General features: G+C 46.3%; 20 protein-coding genes. All 20 read left to right on the forward strand.

Annotated features, from left to right (window positions below):
- Positions 1–110: 110 nt before the first annotated feature.
- The 20 genes from recJ to groL all read left to right on the forward strand — a co-directional run bounded on the left by recJ (position 111) and on the right by groL (position 19,121).
- On the forward strand, positions 111–2,201 hold the full coding sequence (gene recJ, locus CAGA_RS02430; protein WP_243112913.1) for a single-stranded-DNA-specific exonuclease RecJ: 2,091 nt from the start codon (positions 111–113) through the stop codon (positions 2,199–2,201).
- Complete coding sequence (locus tag CAGA_RS02435) at positions 2,176–4,353, forward strand: RelA/SpoT family protein (RefSeq protein WP_135657336.1); 2,178 nt, start codon at positions 2,176–2,178, stop codon at positions 4,351–4,353. The genes recJ and CAGA_RS02435 overlap by 26 nt, the downstream gene beginning before the upstream one ends.
- A gap of 26 nt (positions 4,354–4,379) precedes the next feature.
- The gene (locus tag CAGA_RS02440; RefSeq protein ID WP_135657338.1) at positions 4,380–5,027 is read left to right on the forward strand and encodes an MBL fold metallo-hydrolase; all 648 of its coding nucleotides are present in this window, start codon (positions 4,380–4,382) and stop codon (positions 5,025–5,027) included.
- On the forward strand, positions 5,011–6,516 hold the full coding sequence (gene hemZ / locus CAGA_RS02445) for a coproporphyrinogen dehydrogenase HemZ (RefSeq protein WP_135657340.1): 1,506 nt from the start codon (positions 5,011–5,013) through the stop codon (positions 6,514–6,516). Before CAGA_RS02440 ends, hemZ begins: the two co-directional genes overlap by 17 nt.
- Before the next feature lie 118 nt (positions 6,517–6,634).
- Positions 6,635–7,417: a uridine kinase family protein gene (locus CAGA_RS02450; protein WP_407932249.1), complete on the forward strand. Its 783-nt coding sequence runs from the start codon at positions 6,635–6,637 to the stop codon at positions 7,415–7,417.
- A 75-nt stretch (positions 7,418–7,492) separates the two neighbouring features.
- The gene (locus CAGA_RS02455) at positions 7,493–7,858 is read left to right on the forward strand and encodes a zinc ribbon domain-containing protein (RefSeq protein WP_135657344.1); all 366 of its coding nucleotides are present in this window, start codon (positions 7,493–7,495) and stop codon (positions 7,856–7,858) included.
- A gap of 142 nt (positions 7,859–8,000) precedes the next feature.
- The gene (locus CAGA_RS02460; RefSeq protein WP_135657346.1) at positions 8,001–9,758 is read left to right on the forward strand and encodes a putative polysaccharide biosynthesis protein; all 1,758 of its coding nucleotides are present in this window, start codon (positions 8,001–8,003) and stop codon (positions 9,756–9,758) included.
- Positions 9,759–9,804: 46 nt separating this feature from the next.
- Complete coding sequence (mazG, locus tag CAGA_RS02465; protein ID WP_135657348.1) at positions 9,805–10,623, forward strand: nucleoside triphosphate pyrophosphohydrolase; 819 nt, start codon at positions 9,805–9,807, stop codon at positions 10,621–10,623.
- Between the two features lie 22 nt (positions 10,624–10,645).
- Positions 10,646–10,921: an HU family DNA-binding protein gene (locus tag CAGA_RS02470; protein WP_135657350.1), complete on the forward strand. Its 276-nt coding sequence runs from the start codon at positions 10,646–10,648 to the stop codon at positions 10,919–10,921.
- Between the two features lie 68 nt (positions 10,922–10,989).
- Positions 10,990–11,250: an RNA-binding S4 domain-containing protein gene (locus CAGA_RS02475; RefSeq protein WP_135657352.1), complete on the forward strand. Its 261-nt coding sequence runs from the start codon at positions 10,990–10,992 to the stop codon at positions 11,248–11,250.
- Positions 11,251–11,308: 58 nt separating this feature from the next.
- Positions 11,309–11,587 carry a sporulation protein YabP gene (gene yabP / locus CAGA_RS02480; protein ID WP_135657355.1) on the forward strand — a complete coding sequence of 93 codons (279 nt, stop codon included), beginning with the start codon at positions 11,309–11,311 and terminating at the stop codon, positions 11,585–11,587.
- 14 nt (positions 11,588–11,601) lie between these two features.
- Complete coding sequence (gene yabQ, locus CAGA_RS02485) at positions 11,602–12,123, forward strand: spore cortex biosynthesis protein YabQ (protein WP_135657357.1); 522 nt, start codon at positions 11,602–11,604, stop codon at positions 12,121–12,123.
- On the forward strand, positions 12,120–12,422 hold the full coding sequence (locus CAGA_RS02490) for an FtsB family cell division protein (RefSeq protein ID WP_135657359.1): 303 nt from the start codon (positions 12,120–12,122) through the stop codon (positions 12,420–12,422). The genes yabQ and CAGA_RS02490 overlap by 4 nt, the downstream gene beginning before the upstream one ends.
- 34 nt (positions 12,423–12,456) lie before the next feature.
- Entirely contained in the window at positions 12,457–12,894 is a 438-nt protein-coding gene (locus CAGA_RS02495) for a S1 RNA-binding domain-containing protein (RefSeq protein WP_135657361.1), read from the forward strand.
- 50 nt (positions 12,895–12,944) lie between these two features.
- Positions 12,945–14,099 carry an amidohydrolase gene (locus CAGA_RS02500; RefSeq protein WP_135657363.1) on the forward strand — a complete coding sequence of 385 codons (1,155 nt, stop codon included), beginning with the start codon at positions 12,945–12,947 and terminating at the stop codon, positions 14,097–14,099.
- A gap of 11 nt (positions 14,100–14,110) precedes the next feature.
- Entirely contained in the window at positions 14,111–14,953 is an 843-nt protein-coding gene (locus CAGA_RS02505; protein ID WP_135657365.1) for a fumarate hydratase, read from the forward strand.
- 88 nt (positions 14,954–15,041) lie between these two features.
- Complete coding sequence (gene hpf, locus CAGA_RS02510; protein WP_135657367.1) at positions 15,042–15,575, forward strand: ribosome hibernation-promoting factor, HPF/YfiA family; 534 nt, start codon at positions 15,042–15,044, stop codon at positions 15,573–15,575.
- A 109-nt stretch (positions 15,576–15,684) separates the two neighbouring features.
- Positions 15,685–16,803 (forward strand): THUMP domain-containing class I SAM-dependent RNA methyltransferase, encoded by a 1,119-nt coding sequence (locus CAGA_RS02515; RefSeq protein WP_135657369.1) that lies wholly within the window; start codon positions 15,685–15,687, stop codon positions 16,801–16,803.
- A gap of 357 nt (positions 16,804–17,160) precedes the next feature.
- Positions 17,161–17,445, forward strand: a complete 285-nt coding sequence (locus CAGA_RS02520; RefSeq protein ID WP_135657371.1) for a co-chaperone GroES — start codon at positions 17,161–17,163, stop codon at positions 17,443–17,445.
- Between the two features lie 44 nt (positions 17,446–17,489).
- Complete coding sequence (gene groL, locus CAGA_RS02525; RefSeq protein WP_135657373.1) at positions 17,490–19,121, forward strand: chaperonin GroEL; 1,632 nt, start codon at positions 17,490–17,492, stop codon at positions 19,119–19,121.
- The last annotated feature ends 501 nt before the right edge of the window (positions 19,122–19,622 follow it).

Raw genomic sequence — 19,622 nt, forward strand, 5'->3', positions numbered from 1 at the left:
ATCGTTGGATTATCCGCTGTTTTCTTCCGTTTTTTGTATCTGGGAAGAATAAATGTTGAATATTATTTGTCAAAATGATACAATAAATAATTATGGGGTAGGTGGGGTTTGTGAGCTTAAAGAAATGGGAAGTATTTCAGAGTGATCCGGCTGTAACAAAGCAGATGACACAAGAAATGAATCTGCCTGAGATTCTTGCAGTATTGCTTCAAGAACGGGGCATTGTCGACATAGAACAAATTGAAAAATTTTTTCATTCTGATGAAAATTTATCAAATCCTTTTCTTTTAAAAGATATGAAAAAAGCGGCCGACCGTATTATACGTGCGATTGAGGAATTCGAAAAAATAGCTGTTTACGGGGATTACGATGCTGACGGAGTGACAGCGACCGCCATGCTGTATTCTTATTTGGAATCCTGCGGCGCAAATGTAATTTTTTATATTCCCGAACGGGAAGGGGAGGGCTATGGCCTGAACTGCAATGCGATTGATACCCTGCATGCGCAGGAGATCAATTTGATTGTCACCGTAGATAACGGGATTTCCTCTATTGCGGAAGTAGCCCATGCGAAAGAATTGGGAATGGATGTGGTGGTGACAGACCATCACCGCCCAAGGGCGGAATTGCCCGATGCATGTGCCGTTGTTGATCCTTACCGCGAAGACTGCGATTGCCCGTACAAGGACTATTCCGGTGTTGGCGTTGCCTTTAAACTGATTATGGCATTGGAAGGCGAGGACTGCAGCCCCGATGCCTTGCTCGATAATTACGCCGACCTCGTTGCAATCGGTACCATCGGGGATGTTGTGCCGCTCACCGGGGAAAACCGATGCTTCGTAAAAGCCGGGCTGAAAATGCTTCCACAGACGGACCGATTGGGTCTGAAAGCGCTGATGGAGCTGGCCGGGGTGGAAGGAAGGCGTCTTACCGCCGGGAACGTCGCTTTTACGCTGGTTCCGCGTATCAATGCGACAGGGCGGATTGGCTCTCCGGAACGCGCAGTTCGTCTTTTGGTTTCCGAGTATCCGGATGAAGCATGTGCGTTGTCCACAGAAATCAATGATGACAACGAATACAGGCGTCAGATTGAGAAAGAAATATATGAAAAAGTAATGCAAAAGCTTCATGATGAACCGGAGCGCCTTTACGATCGTGTTTTGGTGATTGAAGGCGAAGGATGGCACCATGGGGTCATTGGCATTATTTCCTCCCGTATTACCGAGCAGTTTGGGAAACCGAGCATTATTATTTCTTATTCCGGAGAGGAGGCAAAGGGTTCCGGCAGAAGTGTCGAAGGCTTTTCTCTCTTTCAGGCGGTCAACACCTGTAATGATTTACTGTTGCGGTATGGCGGGCATCCCATGGCCGCCGGTTTATCCTTATTAACCGCGAATATTCCCGCGTTTCGAAAAGCAATCAACGATTATGCCGCTTCCTTAGGTGATCCTATGCCTGTACCGGTGTTGAAAATTGATTGCCTTCTTAATCCACGCGACCTTTCCGTGGATATTCCGAATCAAATTCATGCCATGGAACCTTTTGGAATGGGAAATCCGTCCCCACTATTCGGCCTGTACCATGTGACTTTGGCGGACATTACGCCGGTTGGCGGAGGAAAACACCTCCGTATCAGCGTTATGAAGGACGGATATATGATCCGTTGCATGAAATTCAATACAACGCTTGAAGAATTTCGTTATCATGTGGGGGATGTTCTTGACCTTGCGGTAACGCTTGACGCAAGGGAATATAATGGGAAAAATACGCTTTCTATTTATATTCGAGATATAAAATTATCAAGTATGGATGTGGATGCCGTCCTGTCGGACATAGCCCTTTACGAAAAAACCAAAAGAGGGGAAACGCTCTCCCAAATGGAATTGGAAAGGCTGTTCCCGAACCGTGGCGCGTTTGCGGATGTTTATCGGGTTATCCGGAATCTAAACGGCTTTTCTGGGTCTCCGGAAATCCTTTTAAGCCGAACCAAGGACGTGGGCAACATGGCTATGCTTTTAACCGCGCTCGATGTTCTGGCGGAATATCGGCTCATCACTTTGGAAAAGTTCGGCGATTGGCTGAAGGCGGAAATTGTACATACAACGCATAAAGTCGACTTGTTCGGCTCGAAGATATTAAAAAAACTGAAATTACTGGAAAAGGTGGGTGAAGGATATGGCATGGCCGCTGAAAACATATGACGACCTGATCGCTTTAATTAACGAAAGCGAACATGATTACGATATGTCGGTGATCGACCGTGCCTATCAGCTCGCTCTTACTTCCCACCAGGATCAAAAACGCCTTTCCGGAGCACCTTATATCTCTCACCCTGTGGCGGTAGCCTGTATTCTTGTTGAGCTCGGTATGGATACCGAGTCCCTTGCGGCCGGCCTTCTGCATGACGTTGTCGAGGATACGCCGGTGAATTTGGAGCAGATTCGGAAAAGCTTCGGGTCGGAAATTGCGAATCTGATTGACGGTGTGACAAAATTAGGCCGTATCCCGTATTCTTCCCGTGAGGAACAGCAGGCAGAAAACCTTCGGAAAATGCTGATTGCAATGGCGGATGATATCCGTGTAATCATCATTAAGCTAGCCGACCGCCTGCACAATATGCGTACAATTGAATTCATGCCCCCGCAGAAACAGCGCGATAAAGCGCTGGAAAATATGGAGGTTTACGCGCCGATTGCGCATCGCCTTGGTATCCGGGCCGTTAAGGAAGAACTGGAGGATTTATCCCTTCGGTGTCTGGATCCGATTGCCTATGAGGAAATCGAAAGCGGGCTGGCTCTTAGGCAGAATGAGCGCAAAGAGTTTATTGAACTGACAAAGAAAAATATTTACGAACGGGTGTCGCCGCTCATTCCGAATGTTTATTTGGAAGGACGCGTAAAGAGCATTAACGGCATTTTCCGCAAAACCTTTATCCAAGGCCGCTCCATGGAAGAAATTTATGATATTTACGCAGTTCGCGTAATCGTCGATACGGTAAACGATTGTTATAACGTTCTTGGCATAATCCATGATATGTACCGCCCGATTCCGAACCGGTTTAAAGATTATATTTCCACGCCGAAGCCGAACCTGTATCAATCCCTCCATACTACGGTCATAGGAAAGGACGGCATTCCCTTCGAGGTTCAGATCCGCACATGGGAAATGCATCACACTGCGGAATACGGTATTGCCGCACATTGGAAGTATAAACTGGGAATCGGGTCGAAAAGTGGCGATTCGTTGGAGCAGCGTCTTGCATGGATCCGCCAGATGCTGGAGAATCAAAAAGACAACGAGGACGCGACCGATCTTGTCCGCACGATCAAATCGGATTTGGTTCCGGAGGAAGTGTTTGTTTTTACTCCGCGGGGCGATGTGATCAGCCTTCCTTCCGGCTCGACGGTGATTGATTTTGCCTATGCCATTCATAGTGCTGTCGGGAACCGTATGGTGGGGGCGAAAGTGGACAAGCGTATTGTTCCCATTGATTATAAAGTCAAAACGGGGCAGATTATCGAGATTCTGACATCCAAAGAAACGCACGGGCCAAGCCGCGACTGGCTGAAAATCGTTAAAACAAGTGAAGCGCGCAATAAAATTCGCGCGTGGTTCAAGCGTGAAAAGCGCGAAGAGAATATTATAGAGGGCAAGGCGGAACTCGAGCGTGAATTGCGGCGCAACGGCATTGAATTAAACGAAGCGGAGCTTACCGCTCTTCTTGAAAAAATCGGCGCTAAGAGGAACTGCACTAGTGCGGACGATGTTTACTCCGCAATTGGATACGGCGGTATCCAGCTCTGGAAGATCATGCCGAAAATCAAAGAAGATTATATGAAGGAAAAGCGTCCTGCACCGAGCTCGCCGGCCCAGGCTCCCGCGAAGCAGCCCCCGAAAAAGCCGTCCAGCGGTGTTATCGTTGACGGAATGGACAACTGCCTGATTAAGTTTTCGCGTTGCTGCAACCCGCTTCCGGGCGATGAAATTATTGGTTTTATCACGCGCGGCTTCGGCGTTTCCATCCACAAGCGAACTTGCTCCAATGTGCCGCAGAATTTAAGTGAAGCTGCAGAGCCGGAGCGTTGGATTAAGGCGCATTGGGCGGGCAAAGTAAAGGAAGAATTCAAATCCACGTTGGAAATTGTGGCTTTGGACCGCTCCGGCCTGCTTGCCGATGTAACCCAGCAGCTTTTCAACATGCATATTTTCATTCATTCTTTGAATTCAAGGGAGACCAAGGACGGCAATGCGGTCATTTCCGCTACGATCACGATTAACGGGCTGGAGCATCTGAACAGCATTATTTCCCGCCTTTCCAATATTCAGGGTATTATTTCGATCAAACGTTCCTAAAACAAGTTGGAATAGAGGTGTCTTCTATGGAGATAACAGAAATTACCGGGGGTATGGTTCCTACAAACTGCTATATAGTAACCGATGACGCTACGGGCTATGCGGCGGTCATTGATCCGGGCTTTGAAAGTCCGGAACTGACAAAGGCCGTTCTGAAAGCCGGTGCGGACAAGGTGGAAGCGATTTTGTTAACGCATGGTCACTTCGACCATATACTGGGTGTAAATGAGATCAAAAAGCTGACCAATGCAAAGGTCTATATTTATAGTGACGATATGCCCTTCATAAGCGACAATTCCTTGAACTTATCGACCGTGGTCGCTTCGCGGCCTCTGAAGACATTCAAAGCGGATGTCGCACTAAACGACGGCGATATTATCCCACTCGGAAACTTGAAAATCCGTGTCCTGCACACACCGGGGCATACAATTGGAAGCTGCTGTTACCTCGTGGAGGACGCGATTTTCACGGGGGATACATTAATGCAGATGAGCTGCGGCAGAACGGATTTTCCCACCGGCAGCTATACCCAGATACTTCAATCCCTGAAACGGCTGGGAAACCTTGAAGGGAATTACCATATCTATCCGGGGCATGAAGGGAAAACCACGCTCGACTTTGAAAGAAAAAACAATCCGTTTATGGGGAACAGCGCTTATGACCCTTATCATTGACGGCCATACCTTCCATTATGAAATGGAAAATCTATGCCGGTTATTCTTTCCATATCAAAAAATCAAGGTGTTGACAGAAATCCCGGAAAACAGCGGAGAGCAAATGCTCGTCTATACGGGTATAAACAAGGAAACGGACGGGATCGTTATAACGACCCGCATCCAATTCGGTGATTATTGCCGGGGAAAAACAGAGCGGCTCGGCTTTCCCGATTGCGAATCGGAAAATGACCAGGAGCGGCATATGGCGGTTTTGCTTTTCCAGTTGCTTACCGATTATTGCGGGTTTGTACCGAAATGGGGGATTTTGACCGGAGTTCGCCCGGTAAAGCTGCTGCGCCGCTTGATTTCCGAAATGGGCGAAGCCAAAGCGCTGGATTTTTATCAGAAGGAACTGCTGGTTTCAGAGCAAAAAACAACATTAAGCTATATCACCATGCAGAACGAGGAGAAAATTCTCTCCTTATCGAAGCCGGAATCTTTCAGCTTGTATATATCCATTCCGTTTTGCCCAACCCGTTGCTCGTATTGTTCCTTTGTCTCTTCCTCTGTGGAAAAGACCGCAAAATTGGTTCCGGCGTATCTGAAACTTTTATGCAGGGAAATTGCGCATACGGCGCAGGTAGCCGCGTCTTTGCAATTGCGGCTCGAAACGGTTTATATCGGCGGGGGAACGCCAACGACTTTATCCGCGGAGCAGCTCGATATTCTTTTGAGCGCAATACGGGGAAGCTTTGATCTGTCTTTTTGCCGCGAGTTTACGGTGGAAGCTGGAAGGCCGGATACCATAACGATGGAGAAGCTTTTTTCGCTGAAAAAGTACGGAGTGACCCGTATCAGCATTAACCCACAGACATTAAACGATGAAGTTTTAAAAACCATCGGCCGCCGACATACGGCGGAACAGGCGCTCTCGGCTTTTGTCCTTGCGCGCCGAACCGGGTTTGACAATATCAATATGGACCTTATCGCAGGGCTGCCCGGCGATTCTCCGGAAAGCTTTGTTTCCACACTGGATCAGACGATTCGGCTGGCTCCGGAAAGCATTACGGTGCATACGTTGTCCTTAAAACGGTCGGCAAGGCTGTTTCAGGATGAAAGCGAACCTTACCGCAACGATGCGCAGGCTGCAGAGCAAATGATCGATTACGCGGATGAGCAGCTGTTAAAATACGGATATAAGCCGTATTATCTTTACCGCCAAAGCCGGATGGTTGGCAATCTGGAGAATACCGGATGGGCAAAACCGGGCTTTGAAAGTCCCTATAATGTTTTCATTATGGATGAAACCCACACGATCCTTGCGTGCGGCGCGGGAGCCGTCAGTAAAATCAAGGATCCGTATTCCGATAACCTCAACAGGATTTTTAACTTTAAATACCCCTATGAATATATAAGTCGGTTTGAGGAAATGATTATTAGAAAAGATCAGGTGAAAGCTAATTATGGTAAATTTTGTAGAATATCAGAACCAACTCCATCTGATTAATGCTGCTGCTTCCGATCACCCGGAAGCTTTTGTCAATCAGACGGAGGAAGCTTACCACGAAAGCATCCGCAATATCGCAGAGAGCATTGTCACCCAGAAAAGGAACTGCGGACTGGTAATGCTTTCTGGTCCGTCCAGCAGCGGAAAAACAACTACTGCGAATTTGTTGAAGAATGCCTTTCAGAAAATCGGCGTCGGCTCAACCATTATCTCCCTTGATGATTTTTACCGCGGGGAACGTCAGGCGCCGCTTCTTGCAAACGGGCAGCACGATTATGAAAGCGTTGACGCGCTTGATGTTCCGGAAGTGGAGAGGTGCCTTCTCAGCTTAATTGAAACAAGGCGCTGCAATATGCCGGTTTTCAATTTTGAAATTCATATGCCGTATCCCCACAAGCGGCAGGTTACCTTGGGGGAGCATGACATCGCGATCGTGGAAGGAATCCATGCGCTGAATCCGATTTTTATCAATAAGCTTCCTGCAAATGATGTCTGCAAAATTTATATTAGTGTGAAGCAGGGGATCCACGAAGGGAAAACCGAACTTTTTACTGCGAACGGGATGCGCCTGATCAGAAGGATTGTCCGTGACTATAAATTCCGCGGAGCCAAACCGGAGCGGACGTTGGAAATGTGGCCGAATGTCATGGATGGGGAAAGGAAGTACATCAAGCCCTATCGCGGAGATGCAGATTACACCATTAATTCCCTGCATGCCTATGAAACCTGTGTATTGGCGAAAGAAGCGATTCCGATTTTGCAGGAAGTTCCACAGGACTGCAAGGATTATGATTTGTCCCAGAAATTGATACAAAATTTGAAAAAATTCACAATAATCAGTAGTGAATTGGTTCCGAATAATTCAATCATACGGGAGTTTATCGGCGGCGGGATATATTAAACGAATTTTCATTGATTTTTCCGTCGTTCGTGTTATAATTTCAATAAGATAACCTTTAATAAAGGAGTGTGTATTATGGGATTGTTTGAAGATGTAGTTGTTAATGCGAAATCAGCGGTTAACGTTGTTGGAAAAAAAGCAGGCCAGTTTGTTGACATATCCAAGCTTAGAATCAGTTCTGCAGATTTAAATAATGAGATTTCAAAGCGCTTCGAGGCGCTGGGCAGGACGGTTTATGAAGCGAAAAAAACCGATAATGATGTTTCTGATCTGGTAAATGAATGTATTACGGCAATTGATGATTTGTATGAACAGCTTGACGCTGTGAATGAACAGTTGGTTGCCATGCGCGCGAAGCAGGTTTGCAAAAACTGCGGTCAGGAAAATCCGCAGAGTGCAGATTACTGCAGCAAATGCGGGCATAAGTTGTCGGAAGAGTAATCGGCATTTCATAAAAAAGGGGGTTGCACCCCTTTTTTTATTGCTTGCAATTCTGTTCATATTCTCTTTATTTATATAGTATACTATTTTATCGTGTTTTTTATCGGGTTTACGTTTGACTTTATTGATTGGATGTGTCTTAATGGAAAGGAAACGGGCTGCTGAAAAACAGAGCTTTTTACACGGTGCCTTAATTTTAATGGTGGCAATTGCGCTGGTCAAGATTATCGGCGCGTTGTTTAAAATACCGCTGGCGTGGATTCTTACGCCGGTTGGGAACGGTTATTTCGGAAACGCTTATTCGCTTTATTTCCCGATATTCAGCCTTGCGACCGCTGGATTCCCGATTGCAATTTCCAGACTGGTTTCCGAAAATTCCGCCCGTGGCCGGTATCGCGACATCCGCCAGATACATACGGTTTCCATCCGGATTTTTTTGATTCTGGGGATTGTTTCGTTTTCCATTATGTTTTTTGGTGCCAAACCCTATGTGACTTACGCGGCAAGCAATAACCCGGAAAACGCTCTACCCGCGATTTACGCGTTGGCGCCGGCCATTTTCTTTAATAGCCTTATGGCAATTTACAGGGGATACTACGAAGGGCTTCGCAATATGTATCCCACGGCGATTTCCGAAATCGTCGAAGCTTTGAGCAAGCTGGTTTTCGGGCTTACCCTCGCGTCGCTTATCATTCAGTCCGGAATGAAGGAATACGCTGCCAATGGCACAGTTTATGGCATAAAAAGGGTCTCGGAGGAATATGCTAAGATTGCAACCCTGCCATACGCCGCCGCAGGGGCGATTTTCGGGGTCACCATCGGCTCGGTCATGGGCTTCCTTTTTTTGTTCCTATACCATAAAAGGCATAGCGACGGGATAACCAAGGAAATGCTCCGTTCTTCTCCGCGTCCCCTTCCAATGCGGATAACGACTTCCCGGTTAATACGGACGGCAATTCCGATTGCGCTGGGTTCCCTAGCGGTAAACCTGTCCACTTTTATCGACAGCACATTTTTGCAGAAGCGCATCAATGACATTATGGCCGAAAATTCAGAAGTACTGCTGAAAATGTACGAGGGCGTTTTGCCCTCTTCGGTTGTGCAGTTAAATAATGTCCCTACGTTTTTATTCGGGTGTTTTTCCAACGCGTCCACGCTGTTTATGCTGGTGCCGGCGATAACACAGGCATTTGGTGTGAGCGCCCTTCCGAGTGTAACCGAGGCATGGACAGGCGGCAATCCGAAGCAGATCAAGCGAAGCATCGAGCAGGTTTTGCGTATTGTTGCGATGATTACGGTTCCGGCCGGTTTGGGGCTGTCCGTTCTTTCCACGCCGATTGCTGCCCTATTGTACGGGGAGAAAAACGCCCCGACGGTTATTGGAAAAATTCTGGTCGTATTGGGCCTGGGCGCAATTTTCGCCGCCATGAGCACGCCGATCAACAGCATGCTGCAGGCGGTCGGAAGGGTGGATCTGCCGGTAAAGCTGCTCGTGGTCGGTCTTGTGATTAAACTGGTGTTGAATTATACGCTGGTCGGAATCCCGGAAATTAACGTGATGGGAGCCGGAACGGGAACATTGGTGTGCTACATCTTTATCACGGTTTTTGCACTACATTACCTCTGCCGGGAAACAAAGGTCCGTCTCAATTTTGTCCGCATCTTTTTCAAGCCGCTTCTGGCTTCAATCATCAGCGTGGGCTTAGCATATTTTGTCCAAAAAACGGGAACATTGTTGCATTTTGGGAAATTGTCCACCCTGGTGGCAATTGCCTTTGCGGGTGTCGTTTATATGGCTTGTATGCTGTGGTTTAAAGCCCTTACAAGAAACGATATTCTTATGCTGCCGAGGGGACAAAAAATTGTAAAAATACTTGAAAAACATAATTGGATAAGGTAAAATAATAAAAGTTTACCGATAATTGGGTTTTACAGGAGATAAAAATTTGAATTTTCAAATGAAAGAACAATATAATATGGATGACCTTCTGAAAATTATGGAAATCCTACGTTCACCGGAAGGATGCCCTTGGGACAGGGAACAGACGCACCAAAGCATCCGAAACAATTTCATTGAAGAAACCTATGAAGCGGTTGAGGCAATTGATAATAATGACACGGATCTGTTAAAGGAAGAATTGGGCGATGTTTTACTGCAGATAGTATTCCACGCGCAATTGGAAAAAGAGAAGAACAGTTTTGGGTTTTCAGACGTTGTGGATGGCATAGTAAAAAAGCTGATTGTCCGTCATCCTCATGTCTTTGATAATACCGTTGTCAGCAATTCGGATGAGGTACTTGTCAATTGGGATGCGATCAAAAAGAAAACTAAGAACCAATCCACCCAGTCGGAAGTCCTGCAGAGTGTTTCCAAAGCCCTTCCTGCGCTGATGCGTAGTGCGAAAGTGCAGCATAAAGCGGCCAAGGTGGGGTTTGACTGGCCCGATGTATCGGGAGCACTTGATAAAGTCACGGAGGAAGTCTGTGAATTAAAAGAGGCAATCGATTCTGGCAGCGGGGAAGACCGTATGGAAGAATTAGGCGATCTTTTGTTTTCTGTGGTAAACGTTTCCCGATTTTTGAAAGTTGAGCCTGAACAAGCGTTGAGCAATTCCTGCGATAAGTTCATCCGGCGTTTTCAAAAAATGGAACAGCTTGCGGAAGAACGAGGAGCTTATATGGCTTCCATGTCACTGGAACAGCTTGATTCCCTCTGGAATGAAGCGAAGATAATGGATCATTCTCAGCTTTCAGCTGTAGAATAATAAAAAAACGGAGGTCAAATTTATGAACAAAACAGAATTAATTGCTGCTGTTGCTGAAAAAGCAGGTATGTCCAAAAAGGATGCAGATAATGCTGTTAATGCAATGATTGACACAATCGTTAACGCTGTTGCCGAAGGCGAAAAAGTACAGATTGTTGGTTTTGGTACTTTTGAAGTACGCAGCCGTAGTGAAAGACAAGGCCGTGACCCGAGAACAAATTCTCCGATTACTATTCCTGCATCCAGAGTGCCTGCATTTAAAGCCGGAAAGGCATTTAAGGACGCTACAGCAAAATAAATTTTATTTTTGGGTTTTAAAGGCTGTAACAAATTTGCTGTTACGGCCTTTTTATATGAGAGGATAGTATGCGACTGGATAAGTATTTAAAAGTATCAAGAATTATTAAGCGGCGTACCATTGCAAACGAGGCCTGCGATGCCGGGCGCGTGCTGGTGAACGGGAAACCCGCCCGCGCTTCCTACGACGTAAAGGTTGGCGACATCCTGGAATTGCAGCTTGGTTCGCGCAACGTAAAGGCCGAAGTGCTCAGCGTAAACGAATACGCCAAAAAGGAAACCGCGTCGGATATGTACAGAATATTGGACGACGGGTCGGCAAACCTTTAAGTATATGTCCCTCCGCTTATGCATACAAATTGGTATGAATGAGTAGGAGGGTTTTGAAATGGCAGAAGAAAAAAAGTCTGTTAAAGGCCCGCAGAATTTGATTCTTGAAAACCGCCGGGTGCTTACTGCGACGGGTGTTTCTAATGTTGACAGCTTTGACGAACAGACGATCATTGCTTATACGGATTTGGGGCAGCTCATTATCAAGGGAACCAAACTGCAAATTAATAGACTGAATATCGAAACCGGGGAGCTTACTCTGAACGGTGAAATCAGTTCGTTGTCCTATTCGGACAATCAGCCGTCGGGCGGCTTTTTGACAAAGCTGTTCAAATAGAGGAGTGAGGTTGCTTGAACGTTACACTCACTTGGCAGTTTCAGGGGTTTTTGATATCGATTGCAGCCGGCTTTTTTTTAGGCGCGTTTTATGATGTCTTTCGTATTTTCAGGACGGTTTTCCAATCCGAACAGCGCGCGGTTTTTTGTCAGGATCTCTTTTATATGGTTGTCATTGCTTTTGTCACGTTTCTGGTGGCTTTAGGGGTCAATTATGGGGATGTGCGGTTTTACATATTGGCGGGAGAAGGCATTGGATGGTGCTTTTATTTTTTAACGGTTGGATTTGTAACCCTTCAGGTATTTCGGTTCCTCGCAAAAATTGTGAAAAGGCATATTATCAGCCCGATTCAATGGGTTAATTCGAAAATATCTCATTTCATCGCCCAAATGATTGGAATAATTGTGAAGAAAATAAAAATACTAGCGGCAATTCCGAAAAAACGCTTGAAACATTGCCGTTCTATAGTGTATAATCAATGTATAGGTATAGTGAGAGAGAGGGTTAAGCAAAAAGGGGGCGGCTCTGCCAAATGAAAGTTATTAAAAACAGAAAACCCCAAAGGAGCCTTTTGCTTCGTCTTGCTGTTTTTTCATTTGCGGTGTACGCCACGATCGCGCTTATTAACCAGCAACTCCTGATTAGTCAAAAACGTCAGGAGTTGGATGCAATTAAACAAAAAATTGCTATCCAGCAAATGAAAAATGAAGATATAAAACATGCTTTACAGGCTGGGGCCAATGAGAACAGCGATTATATTGAGCGTGTTGCACGGGAAAGTCTTAATTTTGCAAAGCCGGGAGAGCGCGTGTTTGTCAATATTGCGGGGAATTGATCTCTCTAATTATTAAGGAGGAAATCACTTACATATGCAGCTTGAGGTAGGAACCATCCTGGAGGGTAAAGTTACGGGGATTACAAAATTCGGTGCCTTTGTTGAATTGCCGGGAGGAAAAACCGGTATGGTTCACATTTCGGAGGTAGCTCCAACTTTTGTTAAGGAAATCCGTGATTTTGTAACCGAAAATCAAATTGTAAAAGTAAAAGTTTTGAGCATCAGCGAGGATGGAAAAGTAAGCCTTTCCATGAAGAAGGCGGTTGCGCCCACACCAAAGAGCAGCACGCCGGCTCCTCGTTTGGCACGGCCCGGAAATTATGAATGGCAGAGCCGGAGAAACGAATCTGCCAGCTTTGAGGATATGATCTCCAAGTTCAAGCAGACAAGCGATGAAAAGATTTCCGATCTTAAAAGATGCGTGGAATCGAAACGCGGCGGTTTTTCCAAGCACGGTTCCAAAATCAATTGATATAATTTTAAGCGGAGTGTTGCGCACTCCGCTTTTTTTGGAGGTAAACGATGTTAATTACGAATGCAAAAATCCATACGATGGCAGGGGATACGATCGACAACGGCTGGATACATATAAAAGCGAATAAAATCGCAGCGATTGGTTCCCGTACGGATAAACCAATAAAAGACGAAGAGGTTCTGGATGTTCACGGCGCCGGGGTGTATCCCGGCTTTATCGACGCCCATACGCATCTTGGCATGTGGGAAGACGGTCTTTGCTTTGAAGGGGATGATGGAAATGAGGAAACTGACCCCATAACCCCGCAGCTTCGTGCAATTGACGCGATCAACCCCATGGATCGCTGCTTTTCCGAGGCGCTAGCGGCGGGCATAACGACGGTTGTAACCGGCCCCGGCAGCGCGAATCCGATCGGCGGGCAGCTTGCGGCGATGAAAACCGCCGGTTCCCGTGTGGATGATATGATTGTGAAAGCACCGGTCGCGATGAAGATGGCGCTTGGCGAAAATCCGAAATCCGTCTATCATGGGAAAAGCCAAACGCCCTCCACCAGAATGGCTACGGCGGCGCTTATTCGCGAGGAATTATTTAAAGCGAAACGTTATATGGAGGATCTGGAGCGCTCGAAAAACGACGAAGATTTTGAAGCACCGGAATTTGATATCAAATCGGAAGCGCTTCTGCCTGTGCTTCGGGGAGAAACGGAAGTACATTTCCATGCACACCGTTCCGACGATATCTACACCGCTATCCGGATTGCGAACGAGTTCCATCTCAATTACGTCATTGTCCATGGAACGGAGGGACACCTGATTGCGGATACCCTAGCAAAAGAAGGCGTGCGCGTGCTTGCCGGCCCATATCTCTGCGACCGTTCAAAGCCGGAGTTAAAAAACCAGACGCCCGCGAATCCGGGTATCCTCTCGAAAGCGGGGGTTTTTACTGCGATTATTACCGACCATCCCGTTATTCCTTTGCAGTACCTTCCAACGTGTGCGGCGCTAGCTGTTCGGGAAGGAATGGATTATGAAGAAGCTTTAAAGGCTATTACCATTAACCCTGCCAAAATTTGCGGGATCGATCAGCGGGTAGGGTCCATTCAAGTTGGAAAAGATGCGGATCTGGTCATTTTTGATTCGGATCCCCTTCAAATGACGTCGAAGCCAGTCCATGTAATCGCCGACGGGAAAATTATGTTATAAGGAGAAAGACGATGAGAGAAATTGACGTTTCAGAAATTACAGTTGCGGTTAAGTCCCTTTTTATTGACGCAAACCGCGTCTTGCCGTCCGATCTTGAGAGCTGCATTGCAGCTGCGGCAGAAAAAGAAACCTCTGGGATCGGCAGGGAAGTCCTTTGCGATTTATGTGAAAATATGAAAGCGGCGAAGGAACTGAACATCCCTGTTTGCCAGGATACGGGCATGGCGGTTGTGTTTGCGGAAGTCGGGCAGGAGGTCCATATTACTGGCGGTTCCTTTGAGGACGCGGTCAATGAAGGCGTACATCAAGGCTATCTGGAAGGCCTCCTGCGCTGTTCGGTTGTTGCGGACCCCATTCGGCGCGGTAATACCGGCGACAACACGCCGGCAATCCTGCATACCCGCATCATACCTGGAGACAAGCTTGTGCTAACCGCGGCCCCGAAGGGGTTTGGAAGCGAAAACATGAGCCGGATAAAAATGTTTACTCCGTCAGCTAGCGTAGACGACATCCTCGATTTCGTAACCGATACCGTCCGTACGGCCGGCAGCAATCCGTGCCCGCCGATTGTACTCGGCGTTGGAATCGGCGGGGATTTTGAAAAGTGCGCTCTGCTTGCAAAAAAGGCGCTTTGCCGCCCGGTGTCTGAGCGGAACCCCGATCCGTTTTACGCGGAGTTGGAAACCAGAATGCTCAGTAGGATCAACGAACTGAATATTGGGCCGCAGGGGTTCGGGGGAATAACCACGGCTCTCGCCGTGAATATAGAGCAGTATCCTACGCATATTGCAGGTTTGCCTGTGGCGGTTAATGTAGGTTGCCATGTAACCCGTCACAAAAAGATTACGATTTAGACACGGATACTTTCTTTTAATAGAAGATTATGGTATATTATAGTTAGCGGATGTTCTTTCCTCAATTCTAGAAAAAGGAGATGCTCATATGAAGGTTTCGATTACTGGAAGGAAAGTGAATTTGAGGGATAATTTTAAAGAACTTGCCACAAAAAAGCTTTCCCGTTTTGACAGAATCTTTGACGAAGATGCACAGGCAAATGTTGTTGTAACAGTTGAAAGGAACCGCCAGACCGTTGAAATTACGATCAAATCAGGCAGCAGGATCTATCGGGCCGAGGAAACGGATTTTGAAATGAATGATGCGCTGGATAAGGTGATTAGTGCCCTTGGAAGACAGATTCGCAAAAATAAAACGCGGCTTGAAAAAGAAATCCATTCTGCCGCTTTGGATCAATATGTGCAGGATTATCTCCATACTGAAGAAGAACCGGATGAATATAAGATTGTGCGTACAAAGCATTTCTTTGTAAAACCGCTTAGTATTGAGGAAGCTATTTTACAAATGAACCTCCTTGATCATCAATTCTTCATGTTCCGCAATGAAACGACCGGGGAAATTAACGTGGTTTACAAACGTAAGGATGGAAATTACGGATTATTGGAACCGGACGTGGAATAATAGAATATCGCGCCGATTGAATAAGAATGGTGCCTAACGGAAAAGAGCTTATCCAAATTCGGGGCTGCGTACCGTCGCAGCCCCATATTTCGTTTTTATGGAGAGAAACATGCATAATTTTAAACTTGTATGCCCCTGCCTTCTTGGTGTGGAAGGTTTGGTTGCAGATGAATTAAGAAAGATGGACGCGCAGAATGTTGAACCGCAAAACGGGCGCGTTCTTTTTGACGGTTCCGAAGAAATGCTTGCGCGCGCAAACATCGGTTCCCGTTTTAGCGAGCGGGTCCTTGTTCAAATGGGAAGCTTCCCGGCACGGAGCTTTGAGGAGCTGTTTCAGAGCGTGAAAGCGCTCCCCTGGGAGGAGTGGATTGGCAAAAACGATCGTTTCCCTGTAAAAGGGCGAAGCCTGAATTCCAAACTTACCAGTATTCCGGATTGCCAGTCCATTATTAAAAAGGCGATTGTGGAGCGCCTGAAACAGAAATATAAATTGAATTGGTTTGAAGAAACGGGCGCATTGTATCAGATTCAGTTTCTAATCATGAAAGACAATGTAAGCGTTATGATCGACACTTCCGGGGAAGGGTTGCACAAGCGGGGTTACCGCGCCGCTTCTACGGAAGCGCCAATTAAGGAAACCCTTGCCGCCTGTATGGTGCATCTGTCGCGCGTGCGGCATGACGCCCATTTCATCGACCCGTTTTGTGGCTCTGGAACCATACTGATTGAAGCCACCCTGTATGCGCTGAATATTGCGCCGGGGCTGCGCCGCCGTTTTTCCGCCGAACAGTGGGCGCAAATCCGCCCGGACATTTGGCGGAGAGAAAAGGAACGAGCGCAAAGCCTTATAATGCATGACGCGCTGTTCACAGCCTATGGCTACGATATTGATGGCGCCGCCATAGCGCTTACGCTTGAAAATGCAAAAAAGGCGGGTGTTATTTCGCGGATTCACGCCGAAAAACGGTCGATTAAGGACTTCCGGTCCATTGGGGAATACGGCTGTGTGATCTGCAACCCGCCTTATGGGGAACGCCTGCTGGATATTCGTCAGGCAGAAGAACTTTACCGGACGATGGGGAAGGTGTTTGTGAAAAAGCACGGGTGGAGTTATTCGATCATCAGCCCGGATGAAAAGTTTGAGGAATGCTTTGGCAGAAAGGCGGACCGACGCAGAAAGCTTTATAACGGGATGATTAAATGCCAGTATTATATGTATTTTAAATGATCCCGGTTTCGTTAATATGCGTCCCTTGATTTCTTGCAAACGCCGTAAGCGGCGGAGAGCGGAAAGGGAATTTCGTTGCAGAAGATTTATGCTGCAGGCGGCGATACGCCAAATAAAATACCAGAGGAATTGCTAGAAGAAAAAAACGGAAACAGGAATTTTTTCCTTAAATTTGGAAATGATTACATCAGAATGTTTGGAAAACCGGAGTTTTTTAATAAAATTGTAAATATTTTATTAAATCGCAGATTTTAGTAAAAAAGCTCTTGATTTTCTGCAAGCAAGTATATAAAATATATCTTAGCACTCGGGTGTAATGAGTGCTAAAAGATCAAATGATTTGAAGGAGGACATATTATGACCATTAAACCATTGGCAGACAGAATTTTAATCAAAATGCAAGAAGCCGAAGAAACAACGAAAAGCGGCATTCTTCTTGCCGGTTCTGCAAAGGAAAAGCCACAGATTGCTGAAGTAATTGAAGTAGGACCGGGCGGTGTTGTGGACGGCAAAGAAGTAAAAATGTACGTGAAAAAGGGTGACAAGGTCATTACCAGCAAATATTCCGGTACCGAAGTTAAACTGGATGATCAGGAATATACGATCGTACGTCAGAGCGATGTTTTAGCGGTCGTTGAATAATCGGCTTGTTTTTATAATTTTATATTATTGGAGGTAATATATAGATGGCTAAACAGATTATTTACGGTGAAGATGCCAGAAAGGCGCTTTTAAGCGGCATTAACCAGCTTGCCGATACAGTAAAAATTACTCTTGGCCCAAAGGGAAGAAATGTTGTTCTTGATAAGAAGTTCGGCGCTCCCCTCATTACAAACGATGGTGTAACCATTGCCAAAGAAGTTGAGCTGGACGACCCGTTTGAGAATATGGGTGCGCAGCTTGTAAAGGAAGTTGCTACCAAGACAAACGATGTTGCCGGTGACGGTACCACAACAGCAACACTGCTTGCTCAGGCGATTATGCGCGAAGGCATGAAAAACGTAGCTGCCGGCGCAAACCCGATGATTATTCGCAGAGGTATTCAGAAAGCGGTTGACGCAGCCGTAAAATCCCTGAAAGAGCATTCCAAGAAAGTTGACGGTTCCGAAGATATTGCCCGTGTTGCAACGATTTCCGCTTCCAATGAATTCATTGGCAAGCTGATTTCCGAAGCAATGGAGAAGGTTACTTCCGATGGCGTTATTACTGTTGAAGAATCCAAGACAGCGGAAACATATTCTGAAGTTGTCGAAGGCATGATGTTCGACCGCGGTTATATTACCCCCTATATGGTAACCGATACCGAAAAAATGGAAGCGGTTATCGATGACGCTTATCTTTTAATTACAGATAAGAAGATTTCCAATATTCAGGAAATTCTCCCGCTTCTGGAAAAGATTGTTCAGTCCGGCAAGAAGCTCGTTATTATCGCAGAGGATATTGAGGGCGAGGCTCTCACCACCCTGATTCTGAACAAGCTTCGCGGCACATTCACCTGCGTTGGCGTTAAGGCTCCCGGCTTTGGCGACAGAAGAAAAGAGATGCTCCGCGATATCGCTGTTCTGACAGGCGGTCAGGTTATCTCTGAAGAGCTGGGGCTGGAGCTTAAGAATACAACGATCGAACAGCTTGGTCGTGCCCGTCAGGTTAAGATTGACAAAGAAAATACCATCATTGTCGACGGTATGGGTAATAAGGATGATATCAAAGCGAGAGTTGCCCAGATTCGTTCGCAGATCTCCACAACAACTTCCGACTTTGACCGTGAAAAGCTCCAGGAGCGCCTTGCAAAGCTTTCCGGCGGCGTAGCGGTTATCAAGGTCGGCGCTGCTACCGAAGTAGAAATGAAAGAGCAGAAGCTCCGCATTGAAGATGCTCTTGCGGCTACCAAAGCGGCCGTTGAAGAGGGTATCGTAGCAGGCGGCGGCGTTGCTTTACTCGATACAATTAAAGATGTTCAGAAGGTTGTTGACGCTTGCGAGGGTGACGAAAAGACAGGTGCAAAGATTATTCTGAAAGCTCTCGAAGAGCCGGTTCGTCAAATCGCAGCGAACGCAGGTCTGGATGGTTCTGTCATTGTTGACCACATTAAGAGTGCCAATAAGGTTGGCTACGGCTTCAATGCCCTTACCGAAGAATATGGCGATATGATTTCCTTCGGTGTTGTCGACCCGACTAAGGTAACCCGTTCCGCGCTGCAGAATGCTTCCTCTGTTGCGGCAATGGTGCTTACCACAGAGTCCCTTGTTGCGGATAAGAAAGAGCCCGCATCGGCACCGGCTGCTCCGGCAGACCCGGGCATGGGCGGCATGTATTAATTTCTCGGACAATAAAATTGAATTTCAACAAAAAACGGACGTCATTTTTGGCGTCCGTTTTTTATGCTATAAAATCCATCGGTTTATTTTCATTAACCTCCGTAACGTTCTGCTCCTATACCTTAATTGGAAATTTGAAAGATATGCAACTACGATAGCAGGAGGTCGATATACAATATAAGAATTATATCGGGAGAAATGATCCCAATGCCTTGAGAAAAGGCTTACGCATAAATATATGGTTGTGCGCAAGAAGAAAAAATTATGAAAAAGTGGAGGTTCTTCTTTCAAAAAGAAAGGCCGTTTGTTAATTATAGAGAGAATTTTGAAGTGACGCCTCTATTTTCAAAATAAAACATTCCCTTTTATTTCCAGATAGAGTACAATAAAGTTCGCAATTTCGAGAAGGTATAGAAAAGCCATTGGGACTCCTTTAAAATGAATGGTGTCAAGACATTCAAAAAGGAGTTGGTCCCAATGACTCAAGGAAAGAATAACACA

This window comes from Caproiciproducens galactitolivorans, from assembly GCF_004768785.1.
Lineage (GTDB): Bacteria > Bacillota > Clostridia > Oscillospirales > Acutalibacteraceae > Caproiciproducens > Caproiciproducens galactitolivorans.